General features: G+C 65.5%; 12 protein-coding genes. 3 read left to right on the top strand and 9 right to left on the bottom strand.

The annotated features are described in order from the left end of the window. Positions 1–235: 235 nt before the first annotated feature. Positions 236–1,102, bottom strand: coding sequence for a bifunctional methylenetetrahydrofolate dehydrogenase/methenyltetrahydrofolate cyclohydrolase FolD (gene folD / locus CA260_RS11865; RefSeq protein WP_111983307.1), 867 nt, complete (start codon positions 1,100–1,102; stop codon positions 236–238). On the opposite strand from folD, the gene CA260_RS11870 reads away from it, so the two are divergent. Beyond that, entirely contained in the window at positions 1,101–1,766 is a 666-nt protein-coding gene (locus CA260_RS11870) for a GNAT family N-acetyltransferase (protein ID WP_238149739.1), read from the top strand. The two genes, folD and CA260_RS11870, sit on opposite strands and share 2 nt — an antisense overlap. Here the strand turns inward: CA260_RS11870 and moeB are convergent. The 8 genes from moeB to ndk all read right to left on the bottom strand — a co-directional run bounded on the left by moeB (position 1,730) and on the right by ndk (position 10,077). Continuing rightward, positions 1,730–2,896, bottom strand: a complete 1,167-nt coding sequence (gene moeB, locus CA260_RS11875; protein WP_111983309.1) for a molybdopterin-synthase adenylyltransferase MoeB — start codon at positions 2,894–2,896, stop codon at positions 1,730–1,732. The two genes, CA260_RS11870 and moeB, sit on opposite strands and share 37 nt — an antisense overlap. Before the next feature lie 222 nt (positions 2,897–3,118). After that, positions 3,119–4,519 (bottom strand): ribosome biogenesis GTPase Der, encoded by a 1,401-nt coding sequence (gene der / locus CA260_RS11880; protein WP_111983310.1) that lies wholly within the window; start codon positions 4,517–4,519, stop codon positions 3,119–3,121. A 20-nt stretch (positions 4,520–4,539) separates the two neighbouring features. Next, on the bottom strand, positions 4,540–5,766 hold the full coding sequence (bamB, locus tag CA260_RS11885; protein WP_172461824.1) for an outer membrane protein assembly factor BamB: 1,227 nt from the start codon (positions 5,764–5,766) through the stop codon (positions 4,540–4,542). Beyond that, entirely contained in the window at positions 5,763–6,407 is a 645-nt protein-coding gene (locus tag CA260_RS11890; protein WP_111983311.1) for a YfgM family protein, read from the bottom strand. The genes bamB and CA260_RS11890 overlap by 4 nt, the downstream gene beginning before the upstream one ends. Positions 6,408–6,556: 149 nt before the next feature. Continuing rightward, positions 6,557–7,609 (bottom strand): helix-turn-helix domain-containing protein, encoded by a 1,053-nt coding sequence (locus tag CA260_RS11895; RefSeq protein WP_111983312.1) that lies wholly within the window; start codon positions 7,607–7,609, stop codon positions 6,557–6,559. After that, a complete protein-coding gene (pilW, locus tag CA260_RS11900) occupies positions 7,606–8,403 on the bottom strand; it encodes a type IV pilus biogenesis/stability protein PilW (protein ID WP_111983313.1) in 798 nt (265 codons plus the stop codon). Before pilW ends, CA260_RS11895 begins: the two co-directional genes overlap by 4 nt. Beyond that, positions 8,393–9,535 carry a 23S rRNA (adenine(2503)-C(2))-methyltransferase RlmN gene (gene rlmN, locus CA260_RS11905; protein WP_425479742.1) on the bottom strand — a complete coding sequence of 381 codons (1,143 nt, stop codon included), beginning with the start codon at positions 9,533–9,535 and terminating at the stop codon, positions 8,393–8,395. The genes pilW and rlmN overlap by 11 nt, the downstream gene beginning before the upstream one ends. Before the next feature lie 116 nt (positions 9,536–9,651). Continuing rightward, positions 9,652–10,077, bottom strand: a complete 426-nt coding sequence (gene ndk, locus CA260_RS11910; protein ID WP_111983314.1) for a nucleoside-diphosphate kinase — start codon at positions 10,075–10,077, stop codon at positions 9,652–9,654. 228 nt (positions 10,078–10,305) lie between these two features. Here ndk and CA260_RS11915 point away from each other — a divergent pair, with 228 nt between their 5' ends. Both CA260_RS11915 and CA260_RS11920 read left to right on the top strand, forming a co-directional pair. Beyond that, positions 10,306–10,929, top strand: a complete 624-nt coding sequence (locus CA260_RS11915; protein WP_111983315.1) for a TetR/AcrR family transcriptional regulator — start codon at positions 10,306–10,308, stop codon at positions 10,927–10,929. Between the two features lie 76 nt (positions 10,930–11,005). Beyond that, positions 11,006–13,393, top strand: a complete 2,388-nt coding sequence (locus CA260_RS11920; protein WP_111983316.1) for a 3-hydroxyacyl-CoA dehydrogenase/enoyl-CoA hydratase family protein — start codon at positions 11,006–11,008, stop codon at positions 13,391–13,393. The last annotated feature ends 18 nt before the right edge of the window (positions 13,394–13,411 follow it).

Below are 13,411 nucleotides of genomic sequence, written 5' to 3' on the forward strand. Positions count from 1 at the left end.
GCGATTTGTCCCGCTGCAAAGAGGAGATTATACGCGGAAGCCGATGAGCCCGCTACTGATCGCATGAATGGAACGCTACGAAGCCCCCTGTAGGAGCGCACCCAGTGCGCGATCGCAGCCTATCGGCGTGCCGTACTAGCTTTCCGGCGTGACGTCTCAAACCCGCCACCGACGAAATATGCGCGGACATGATCGCGCACTGGGTGCGCTCCTACAGGGGGACGTAAACGCCACGTCAGCCGCGATGCTCCACATCCCTTGCTTCGGCCGCTTCCAGCGTGTTCTCCAGCAGCGTCGCCACGGTCATCGGACCGACGCCACCCGGCACCGGCGTGATCCAGCTGGCGCGTTCGGCGGCCGCGGCAAAATCCACGTCGCCCACCAGCCGGCCGTCTTCCAGGCGATTGATGCCCACGTCGATCACCACCGCCCCCGGCTTAATCCATTCGCCCTTGACCAGGCCGGGCCTGCCGACCGCAACGATGACGATGTCGGCCTGGCGGATGAAGCTCTCCAGGTCGCGGGTGAACTTGTGGCAGCACGTGGTGGTGCAACCGGCGATCAGCAGTTCCAGTGCGAGCGGACGACCGACGTGGTTGGAGACGCCCACCACCACAGCGTGCTGGCCGCGCACGGGACGATCGGTGTGACCGAGCAAGGTCATCACACCACGCGGCGTACAGGGGCGCAGGCCGAAGCGACGCAGGGCGAGTCGTCCCACGTTCACCGCCTGGAAACCATCGACGTCCTTGCCTGGATCGATGCGATCGACCAGCGCGTCTTCGTCGATGTGATGCGGCAACGGCGACTGCACCAGGATGCCGTGGACGGCCGGATCGGCGTTGAGTCGGTCGATCAGCGCGATCAATTCTTCCTGCGTGGTGCTTGAAGGCAAGTCGAAATCGAAGGAGCGGAAGCCGACCTGGTGGCAGGCCTTGCGCTTGTTGCGCACATAGACCGAAGAGGCGGCGTCATCGCCCACCAGGACCACGGCCAGACCCGGCGCCGCGAGGCCCTTCCCTTTGCGCTCCGCGACGCGGCGCTCGATCCGCTCCATCAATTCCTGCGCAATGCGTTTGCCGTCGAGGATGCGTGCGGTCATGGTCGGGCCTGGCTGTAAAGAGCCGTATTATCCCGGCTCCCCCCGGCGCGTACAAACCAAACGCATGAACGACCCGACGAAGCTACCCGCCTCCCTGCAACTGACGGCCCCCGGCCTGCAGCTTTGCCTGTGGCAGCCGTCGCACGCCGACGCGTTGTACGAGGCCGCCCACGAGTCGATCGCGACAGTCGGGCGCTGGCTTCCGTGGTGCCATGCGGGCTACCAGCGGGAGGATGCGGTCAGCTGGATCGAACGCTGCCGATCGGGCTCCGAAGGCGGCGAGCCTTGGGCGTTCGGAGTCTTCGACGACCACGGCATGCTGCTGGGGGGCGTCGGCCTCAACCGGTTCGACCACCAGCATCGCAGCGCCAACCTGGGCTACTGGGTACGCACGCAGGCCCAAGGCCGAGGCATGGCGGCACGGGCGACGCGGCGCCTGGCGGCATTTGGCTTCGATACGCTGGGACTTTGCCGCATCGAAATCGTCGCGGCCGTGGAGAACCTGGCGAGCCGGCGTTGCGCGGAAAAAGCCGGCGCTCGATTCGAAGGCATCGCGCGCCACCGACTGATGATCGATGGCGAGCCCGTGGATGCAGCGGTCTACGGCCTGCTGCCGACCGACCTGGATCAGCCGGCGGAAGCGCAGAGTTCGGCGATGTCCTGATAGCCACCGAATGCGACGTGCGAGCCACACCCCGGACAGAGCGGATCACGTGGCAGGCGCGTTTCGCGAAAACGCATCGCCAATGCATCGAATCCGAGCAGGCGGCCTACCAGCGGCTCGCCGATGCCGAGGATCAGCTTCAACGCTTCGGTCGCCTGCAACAGGCCCACGATGCCCGGCAACACGCCCAGTACGCCGGCTTCGCTGCAGTTGGGCGCCTCGGCGGCCGACGGCGGCTCCGGGAACAGGCAGCGATAGCACGGCGAATCCGCACGCCGCGGGTCGAACACGCTGACCTGTCCCGTGAAGCGCTCGACCGCGCCGTAGATCATCGGCAACCGCAGTCGTTGCGATGCTGCGGCCACCAGGTAACGCGCCGGGAAGTTGTCCGCGCCATCGATCACCAGATCATGGTCCGCCAGCAGGCGCTCGACGTTGTCAGCCTGCAGGCGCTCATTGCGGATTTCGACCCGCACGCGCGGGTTGAGCGCCGCCAGCGTGATGCGGGCGGATTCGGTCTTGTGCATGCCGACGCGTGCGTCGGCATGGATCACCTGGCGATGGAGGTTGGAGCGCTCGACGCGGTCATCATCGATCAAGGTCAATTGACCCACGCCCGCCGCCGCCAGATACAGCGCCGCCGGCGCGCCAAGGCCACCCGCACCCAGCAAGGCGATGCGCGCCGTCGAAAGCTTCGCCTGCCCCGTCTCGCCTACCTGGGGCAACTGGAGCTGCCGCGCGTAACGTTCGGCCGCATCACCATCCAGCGCACCGGCCGCCACCGGGAGGCCCTCCGCCTTCCAGCGCTGGAAACCGCCCGCCACCGAAGCCACCTGGCGGTAACCCATGCGTTGCAATGCTTCCGAAGCCAGCAGCGAACGCTGTCCGCTGCCGCACAGCACGGCGATGGGCCGCTGCCGGTCGGCTTCGATCTGCTCGATGCGCAGCTCGAGGAAACCACGTGACAGCCCGACCGCGCCGACCGGCGTACCGCTGGCACGTTCGCCGTCTTCGCGCACGTCGATCAGCAAGCCGCCCTGCGCCTGCCGTGCCAGCGCATCGGAGGGAGAAATCTCTGGAATGCTGGCGCGGAGCGCGTCCAGCCAGCTGTCGCGATTGAGGCTCGTCATCGACCTAGCTTACGGCGGACCGGGCAGGCACTCCAAATCCCCGCGGAGCGCACGCGACCCTGTAGGAGCGCACCCCGTGCGCGATCGGCATTCAAGGAGGCCACACCGTTGACGAGCCCTTGCGTCTGAGCGGCGAAGACCAATCTCAGCGATATACGGCTGCCCTGCGGTCGCGCACTGGGTGCGCTCGTACAAGGAGTGGACCGAGGCCCGTGCGGTCGCTCAGCGACCGCGCTTCTTCATCTCGCGGATCATGCGCTGGCGCTTGCGCTTCTGGCTGTCCGTCAACACGTTCTTCTTGCCGGCGAAGGGATTCTCGCCATCGCGGAATTCGATGCGGATCGGCGTGCCTTCCAGGCGATAACGCTTGCGGAAAAAGTTTTCGAGATAGCGGCGATAGGCCGGCGCGATGTGCTTGGTGCGGCTGCCGTGGATGACGACGGTCGGCGGATTGGTGCCGCCTGGATGCGCGAAGCGCAGCTTAGGCGCATGGCCGCGCACCAGCGGCGGCTGGTAGCCCTCGTAGGCCCGTTCCAGGGTCTTGGTGAGCTCGGAAGAGCCCAGCTCCTTGGTCGCCGCGTGATGCGCGCGCACGACGGCCTTCATCAGTTCGCGCAGGCCAGAGCCGTGCAGCGCCGAAATGAAAACGGTCTTTGCCCAGTCGACGAACTGCAGTCGACGCGCGAGCGCGTTCTGGCACTGCTCGCGCTGGTAGCTGTCCATGCCGTCCCACTTGTTGACGGCAATCACCAGTGCCCTGCCCTCGTCGACAGCGTGGCCGATCAGGGTGAGATCCTGGTCAGCCAGGTTCTCGCGTGCATCGACCATGACCACCACCACCTGTGCGGCGGCCATCGACTGCAGCGTCTTGATGACGCTGAACTTCTCCACCGCCTCTTCCACGCGCGCCTTGCGACGCACGCCGGCGGTGTCGATCAGGGTGTATTTGCGGCCATCGCGCTCCAGCGACACCTTGATCGGGTCGCGCGTGGTACCGGCCACATTGGAAACGATTAGGCGATCTTCGCCCAGCAGGCGATTGATCAGGGTGGACTTGCCCGCATTCGGACGACCTACGATGGCGACGCGGATGCTGTCCGGATCGGTCGCCTCGATTTCTTCGTGGGCGTCTTCCGGCAACAGCGTGAGCGCCGACGCGACGAGGTCTTCCGTGCCCCGGTTGTGTGCAGCGGACAGCGGCAGCGTGTTGGCGATGCCGAACACGGCGAATTCCGCCATGGCGTTCTGCAGATCCAGGCCGTCGGTCTTGTTGACGCCGGCGATGATCGGCTTGCCGCTGCGACGCAGCTCGTCGAGGATCGTGCGGTCCTGCGGCAGCAGGCCGTCACGTGCATCCACCACGAACACGAGCACGCTGGCTTCCTCGATGGCCAGGCGCACCTGCTGTGCGGTCAGGCCCTCGATACCTTCTTCTTCACCGGACAGGCCGCCGGTATCGACCACCACGAACGGGCGTGCACCGGTGCGGCACACGCCGTAATGGCGATCACGGGTGACGCCCGGCATGTCAGCCACCAGGGCGTCACGGCTGCGCGTCAGTGCGTTGAAGAGGGTCGATTTACCGACATTGGGACGACCGACCAGGGCAACGACGGGCAGCATGAGACAACCTTATGACGCGATCAGCGCGCGCCGAGACGGTAAGCGCCGATGCGGCCCTTCACGTCTTCGACGTACACGGTGTCGCCCACCACCAGCGGCTGGGCACGGATGGCTTTCTTGGACAGGCGTTCACGGCCGGCCAATGCACCGTCGCCGGTCTGCAGCCAATGCACGTAGCCTTCCAGGTCGCCCACGACGACATAGTCGCCCTGCACCGCCGGGCCGGTCAGCCAGCGATACTTGAGCGAATCGTTCTTCCACATGTCGGCGCCGCCGTTCTTGTCGAACGCCCACACCTGCGAGTCGTCGTTGACGCCGTAGATCGCGTTGTTGTTGACGTCCAGCGAGGTGAACGTGGAGAACGGGCGACTCCACAGCGGGCGACCGCTGGGGCCATCCACCGCGGCGAGGTTGCCGTGGTAGGCGGCGCTGTACAGCGTGTTGCCCTGGAGCAGGATGGAGCCATCGGCATCGCTCAGGCGCTCGATCTCGGTGCGGCCTTCACCGCTGGCAAGCGACTGTTCCCACAGCTTCTCGCCGTTGTCCAGGCGCAACGCCACCAGCTTGCCGGCATCGCTGCCATAGAACACCACGCCGTTGGCGACCATCAGCGGACCGTTGCCGCGCAGGCTCAGCAGCGGCACGGTGTCCTGGTCATAGACCCAGCGACGCTCGCCGTTGCTGCTGTCGAAGCCGTACAGACGGCCATCCTGGGTGCGGGCGACCACCAGATTGCCGGAGATCACCGGCGCGGAAATCACCTCGGAATTGACCACCGACTCCCAACGCGGACTGCCGTCCTTTGCATTGATGCCGTAGATGTGGCCATCGAGCGTGCCCACCACGACGAGGTCGCCGGCCGCGGCCGGGCCGCCGGCGTACAGCGCGTCGGCGCGCTTCTTGTCGCCCCAGCCGAACCAGCCCTGGGTGCGCGAACTCTTGCTCCACAGCGTCTTGCCGCTGGCGGCGTCGAACGCGGCGATCTTGCCGTCGGTACTGCAGGCGTACAGCACGCCATCGGCGAATGCGGGACGCAGGCGCACGCCGCTGTCGCCGGCGCCATCGCCCACGCTGCTGGTCCACAGCTTGGTGACCTGCACCGTCGGCTTGAAATCCTTGGCCAGCGGCGTCGGCGGCTGGACGTTTTCCTTCTTGAAGGAGTGGCAGCCGGCGAGCACGACCAGCGAGGTCAACGCCACCATCCACACGCGCTTCATCGCACCGTGCTTCTTCACTTCAGGTTTCATGCACCCTGCTTCCCGGCCACGGCCAGATCATCGATTTTCATCTGCACGCTCTGAGGCGCGTTCTCGCCCAGCGCCGCCTTGGCGGCTTCGTATGCCTTGCGGGCATCGTCCGGACGCCCAAGCTTGACCAGCACATCGCCGCGTAGTTCCTGCCCGACGCCTTCATAGCTCTTGGCGGGCATGCGATCGAGGGCCGCCAGCGCATCGGCGCCCTTGCCCTGTGCCAGCAGCACCCGGGCGGTGCGCAACTGCATGAGGGCCTTCAGGTTGGCGTCACCGGCATGGCTCTCGGCCCAGCTGAGCGATTCGAGTGCCTTGTCGAGCTGCTTGGCCTGAACCTGGCGCTGCGCGCGGTCGCCCGCGGCGAACGTGGCATAGGACGTATCGGTGTAGTCCTTGAGCAACTGCTCGGTCAGCGAGTCGGCGCTATCGGACTTGCCGGCAGCCGCGGCATCCTGCACCTGCTGATAGAGATTGGCGGCTTCCGACTGATGGTCGGCCTTGTGCTTGTTCCACTGCTGCCAGCCGAAGATGCCGACGAGACCGATGGCAATGCCGACGACGATGGACAGGCCGTTCTGGCGCAACCACTGCTGTACGCGTTCGCTCTGTTCGAATTCGTCGTATTCTTCAAAAGCCATGCAATCACCTTTGGAAACCGCGCGCCGAAAGCACTTTCGAAGCGCCTGACGTACGGAAAAAAGAAATCAGCCCATGGTCCGCACGCTGACGGGCGGACAATGGGCAAGCATAACCGATTGCGCCGGACCGCACAGGTCCGGCGTGAGCATCAGGCGCCAGCCGGCGAGGCCTTGCCGTCACGCACTTCGACGCGGAAGTGGGCGACGTTGGAGCGACGATAGCTGTCCAGCGCCATGGGCTGGCCATCCAGCATGACCTGCGCGCCATTGGCGTTGCCGATACGCACTTCCAGCGGCTGATCGCTGTGGTAGGTCTTGGAACTGCCAGCGGGCAGCAGACCATACTCGAGACGGGATCCATCCTTGGCGGTAACTTCCACCCAGCTGGCGCCCTGCAGGCTCAGCACCAGGCTATGGGCACCGTTGCCGACCGCCGCGTCGGCGGACGTCGGCTGCGGCGCGCTGCGGGCCGTGTCGCCTCCTAGACTGGGGAACGGCGCCATGGAGGCCATGAGCGGCTGCTGCTCCTGCGGCTGCGCCACCGGCGTGGTGGCCGGCGGCTGTGAGGCCGGGGTGGCGGAACCGGCACTGCCGGTCGCGTCCGCAAGCTTGGCTTCGGCGGCGGGCGTTGCTGCCGGGGCCGTCGACGACGCGCTGACGGGCGCGTCGACCTGTGCAACCGGGGCCGCATCGAGCGGTGCCAGGTGGCTCACGTCGCGATCGAGCGTGCCGCGCACGCCGAGCCAGATCGTGGGCACCACGATGGCTGCGGTCAGCACCACGTAGGTAGCGGCGCGAGCATAGTGCTCAAGCAGGTAGCGCGAGTGCGACATGCCGCCGGTGGCCACCAGGGTCGGCTGGCTTGGCTTGATGCGCTCCAGCTCGCCCTTCACCTCCGATTCGTCCACGCCGAGATAGCGCGCGTACTTGGTGAGGTAGCCGCCCAGGTAGACCTGGTAATCGATGCCTTCGTACTCGTTGCCCTCGATCTGGCGCAACACCTTCGCCGGGAGACGCAGCGCATGCGCGCAGGTTTCCACATCCAGGCCGCGTGCCTCGCGCGCGGCGCGCAAGCGGCTACCCAGCCTGGCGTGGGTCGTTTCCAGCGAAGAATGTTCCGTATCCATGGTGGCGTCGGGTACGTCGGTAAAAGGGAATGCTCGGTTGCCGCTGTTGGCCGTGTTTGACTGCTGGGATGTCATTGGCGTGCGGTTGCGTCGAGGGCGCGCGCCTGTTCCGAATCCGGGAACTGGCTTTGCAGTCGCCTGCTGTAGTTGAGAGCAGCATCCTTGTTGCCCAACCGTGATTCGATGTCGTGACCAAGCTTCAGCGCCGCCGCACTCGGCTGACCCAGCGCGTCGAAGCGCTGGATAAAGGCACGTGCACGGAACGCATCGTTCTGAAGATAAAGCACGTTGGCGAGCTGGTACAACGCCTGGGCGTTCTGCGGATCGATCTCGATGGCCTTGCGGAAGTCCACCTCCGCGCCGGCGAAATCCCGGCCGCGCGCCAGGCAGGTGCCGGCGTTGGTCCAGGCCAGCGAAGGCGTCTGGTAGAACGGGTCCGCCACGGCCTTCTGGAAGTACGGCATGGCCTCGGCCGACTTGCCTTCCCGGTTGCACAGGAACCAGCCGAGGTTGTTGTTGGTGTCACCCTTGGTGGGCGCCAGCGCCTGTGCCTTGCGGTAGTGCAGCTCCGCGTTGGGCATGTCATTGATGCGCTCGTACACCACGGCGAGGACCGTGTGCGCTGGCACGTAGTTGGGATCGAATTCCAGCGCCTTGTTGAGCTTGACCATGGCGTCCTGCAGGTCGCCGTTTTCCATGTACTGCTGGCCAAGCTGGGTATGGATGCGCGCCCCGTCCTCGCGCTGCTCCGCCTTGGTCGTGCGCGGAATCTTCGTCGACACGCCACCGGCATCGGTGGTCGTGGTGGTAACGCAGCCTGTCAGCGCGCCGGCCAGGCCGACGCCCCACAGGATTCGATCAAGCCGCATGACTCGCCCCCTCGTCCAGACGCTTGCGAAATTCGGCCTGGCGACGGGTGCGATCCAATACCTGCCCCTTGAGCTGGCCACATGCCGCATCGATGTCGTCACCGCGGGTGCGGCGCAGCATGGTCAGCACGTTGGCATTGAGCAACTGGGTCTGGAAGGCGCGGATCGTTTCGGCGTCCGAGCGCTCGAAACGCGTGCCAGGAAAAGGATTGAACGGAATCAGGTTGACCTTGCAGGTGGGCAGGCGGCGCATCAGCTTGATGAGCTGGCGGGCGTGCTCCGGCTGGTCATTGACACCCTTCATCAGGGTGTACTCGAAGGTGATCGACGTGCGCGGCTTGCGATCCAGCCAGCGCTGACAGGCAGCCATCAACTCGGCGATCGGGTAGCGCTTGTTGAGCGGCACCAGTTCGGTGCGCAGCTCGTCGTTGGCGGCGTGCAGCGACACGGCCAGCGACACGTCGATGGTTTCCGACAGCTTGTCGATCATCGGCACCAGGCCGGCGGTCGACAGGGTGACGCGCTTGGACGCCAGGCCGAAGCCCAGATCGTCGCGCATAAGGCTCATGGCGCGGGTCACGTTGTCGAAGTTCAGCAGCGGCTCGCCCATGCCCATCATCACCACGTTGGTGATGCGACGGTTCTGGTGCGTGACGTTGCCGAGGTATTTGGCCGCCACCCACATCTGGCCGATGACTTCGGCGGTGGAGAGGTTGCGGTTGAAGCCCTGCGTCGCGGTGGAGCAGAACTGGCAGTTGAGGCCGCAGCCGACCTGCGAGGACACGCACAGCGTGCCGCGGGTGGGCTCGGGGATGTACACCGCCTCGATGGCGTTGCCGCCATCCATGCCGAGCAGCCACTTGTGCGTGCCGTCGGCAGCGCCCTTGTCGAACAGGGTCTTCGGCGGGCCGACATAGCACGACGCTTCGAGCTTTGCCCGAAGCGCCTTGCCGACGTCAGTCATGTTTTCGAAGTTGTCTTCCAGGCGGTGGTAGATCCACTTCATCACCTGCTCGGCGCGATACGGCTTCTCGCCCAGCTGCGCGAAGAAATCACGCAGGCCCTGGCGATCGAAGTCGAGCAGGTTGACCTTGTCGGTGGTGGTGGATACGGCCTGGTCAGTCATCTTCATTTTGCGGCGCGAGGCCGCCCTCTATTTCCTTTCGCCATCCGATGGAACGCGGTTTTCGTGGAGAGTGCGGCCATGGATGGCCGCTTCTTGATTCCCGCGTTCATGGATGAACGCACTTACCTTGAAAAGATTTCCGTCGTCGCGAAGAAGTACGCGATCTCGACGGCAGCCGTGTCGGCAGCGTCGGAACCATGCACCGCGTTCGCGTCGATGGAGTCGGCGAAGTCGGCGCGGATCGTGCCCGGCGCAGCGTCCTTCGGGTTGGTGGCGCCCATCAGCTCGCGGTTCTTGAGGATGGCGTTCTCGCCTTCCAGCGCCTGGATCATCACCGGACCGGAGATCATGAACTCGACCAGCGCCTTGAAGAACGGACGCTCCTTGTGCACGGCGTAGAAGCCTTCGGCTTCCTGGCGCGACAGGTGCTTCATCTTGGCGGCAACGACCTTGAGGCCGGCCTTTTCGAAGCGAGCGTAGATTTCACCGATCACGTTCTTGGCAACGGCGTCGGGCTTGATGATGGAAAGGGTGCGCTCCAGCGCCATGAGTCTGCTCCGGGAAAACTGGTATCTGAGTGGGCGGGCCGGTCTTTGCCGGCAAATTACGCCAAATCCGGCGTCAATATGCGGATTTAGCTCACGAAAGTTTGACAGATTCTAACTGATACGCAAGTCGCGCGCAGGCCCGCCCGCGCACCAGTCCAACGATCGTTTGACGGGCGCAAATCGACCCGCGTATCCTCAAACGATCGTTTGATTCCAGGGTCACCGACCATGTCAGCATCGCACGCCGCCCTGCCGACCAAGGAACGCATCCTCGGCGCCGCCGAGGAACTGTTCGCCAGGCATGGCTTCGAGGGCGCCTCCCTACGCCAGCTCACGGCGGCCGCCGGGGTCAATCTCGCCGCAGTGAACTACCACTTCGGCTCGAAGGATCGCCTGATCGAAGAGGTCTTCCGGCGCCGTCTGGATCAGTTGAACAGCCGCCGCATGGCCGCCCTGCAGAAGGTCGCCGGCGAACCCGACACCACCATCGAGCAGGTACTGGCTGCCTTCATCGTGCCTGCACTGGAGCTTTCCCACGATGGCAACGGTTCCCTTTTCATGCGTGTGCTGGCGCGAGCGTTCGCCGAGCACGATGACACCCTGCGCAAGTTCCTGTCGGACAACTACGGCCATGTCATGCGCCAGTTCACCGCGGAGTTCGCCCGCCTGCTGCCCCACCTGAGCAAGGAGGAGCTGTACTGGCGCGTCGACCTGGTGACCGGCGCCCTGACCCATGCCATGTCCGGCTTCGGCATGATCCAGCGAAAAAGCGATGTCACCGAGCACGTGCATCGTGAGCAGACCGCCCAGCACCTGATCCGCTTCGCCGCCGCCGGTCTCAAGTCCCCTTGATCCCGGTGTCCGAACACCCTCGGCCGATCACGGCCACCCGCTTCACCTTCCTGTGTCCTGCACTACGGAGAAACCAATGACCGCTCCATCCACACCCAAGGCAGCGCTGCGCATCCGCAAGGCTGCGGTGCTCGGCGCCGGCGTCATGGGCGCGCAGATCGCCGCGCACCTGACCAATGCCGGCGTCGAAACCGTGCTGTTCGACCTGGCCGCCAAGGAAGGTCCCAAGAGTGGCATCGCCCTGAAGGCCATCGCCAACCTGCAGAAGCTCTCGCCTGCCCCGCTGGCCGACAAGACCATCGCCGGCGCGATCATCCCCGCCAACTATGACGAGGATCTGGAGCATCTGAAGGACGTGGACTTGGTGATCGAAGCGATCGCCGAACGGATGGACTGGAAGCTGGATCTCTACAAGAAGATCGCTTCGCATCTTTCGCCGACCGCGGTGATCGCGTCCAACACCTCGGGCCTGTCGATCAACGGCCTGGCCGAGGCGCTGCCGGAAGACATGCGCCACCGCTTCAGCGGCGTGCATTTCTTCAACCCGCCGCGCTACATGCACCTGGTCGAGCTGATCCCCACGAAGCTCACTGACAAGAACGTGCTGGAAGGCCTCGAGGCGTTCCTTACCACCGCGCTCGGCAAGGGCGTGGTGTACGCCAAGGACACGCCGAACTTCATCGGCAACCGCATCGGCGTGTTCTCGATGCTGGCCACCATGCATCACACGCAGCAGTTCGGCCTGGGCTTCGACGTGGTCGACGCGCTGACCGGCCCGGCCGTGGGCCGTCCCAAGAGTGCTACCTACCGCACGGCGGACGTGGTGGGCCTGGACACCATGGCGCACGTGATCAAGACCATGGCCGATACGCTGGCCGACGATCCGTGGCACGAATACTTCAAGGCGCCGGTGTGGCTCACCGCCCTGATCGAGAAGGGCGCGCTGGGCCAGAAGACCGGCGCAGGTTTCTACCGCAAGGCCGGCAAGGACATCGTCGTGCTCGACGTGGCCAAGCAGGACTACCGTGCGTCCGAGCAGAAGGCGTCGGACGAGGTGTCCGCGATCCTCGCCATCAAGGACCCGGCCGAGAAGTTCGGCAAGCTGCGCGCTTCCAGCGATCCGCAGGCGCAGTTCCTGTGGGCGACCTTCCGCGACCTGTTCCACTACAGCGCCTATCACCTGGCCGACATCGCCGACACCGCGCGCGACGTCGACTTCGCCATCCGCTGGGGATACGGCTGGAAGCTCGGTCCGTTCGAGACCTGGCAGGCCGCTGGCTGGCAGCAGGTGGCCGGCTGGATCGCCGAGGACATCGCCGCCGGCAAGGCCATGAGCAAGGCACCGCTGCCGGCGTGGGTTACCGACGGCCGCAGTGGCGTGCACGGCAAGGACGGTTCCTGGTCCGCCGCCGAAGGCAAGAACAAGCCGCGCTCACAGCACCCGGTCTACCAGCGTCAGCTGTTCCCCGATCCGATCCTGGGCGAGAAGTTCGACCAGGGCACCACGGTGTGGGAGAACGAGGGCGTGCGCCTGTGGACGCTGGGCGACGACGGCGTGGGCATCATCTCGTTCAAGACCAAGATGAACACGGTCAACGATGCCGTGCTCGACGGCGTGCAGCAGGCGATCGACGTCGCCGAGCAGCAGCTCAAGGCCGTGGTGATCTGGCAGACCGGCGAGCCGTTCTCGGCCGGTGCCGACCTCAAGGGCGCGCTGGGCCTGCTGCAGGCCGGCAAGTTCGACGACTTCGAAAAGATGGTCGCCAACTTCCAGGCCACCAGCATGCGCATCAAGCACTCACTGGTGCCGGTGGTGTCGGCGGTGCGCGGCCTCGCCCTCGGTGGCGGCTGCGAATTCCAGATGCACTCGGCTCGCACCGTGGCTGCGCTGGAAAGCTACATCGGCCTGGTCGAGGCCGGCGTCGGCCTGCTGCCGGCCGGTGGCGGCCTGCATGAACTGGCCGTGCGCGCCGCCAAGGCGAACCCGGAAGATCCGTTCGAATCGCTGAAGAAGGTGTTCGAGACGGTCGCCATGGCCAAGGTGTCCGGCAGCGCCCTGGAAGCCAGGCAGCTGGGCCTGCTGCGCGACAGCGACGTGGTCGTGTTCAACGCCTACGAGTTGCTGTACGTCGCCAAGAAGGTCGCGCTTTCGCTGGCCGAAAGCGGCTGGCGTCCGCCGATGATGGCCCGCAACATCCCGGTCGCCGGCGACGTGGGTACCGCCACGTTCCAGGCGTCGCTCGCCAACCTCGCCGAGGGCTACTTCGCCTCGCCGCATGACGTGGCGATCGCCACGCGCATCGCGGACACGCTGTGCGGCGGCAAGATCGAGCGCGGTTCGCAGGTCGACGAGGAGTGGTTGCTCGCGCTGGAGCGCAAGCACTTCGTGGAACTGGCCAAGACCGAGAAGACCCAGGCCCGCATCGCGCACACCATGACCACCGGCAAGCCGCTGCGTAACTAAAGGCTCGTCATTCCGGCG

It is taken from the genome of Dyella jiangningensis (assembly GCF_003264855.1).
In the GTDB taxonomy this organism is placed as follows: Bacteria; Pseudomonadota; Gammaproteobacteria; order Xanthomonadales; family Rhodanobacteraceae; genus Dyella; species Dyella jiangningensis_C.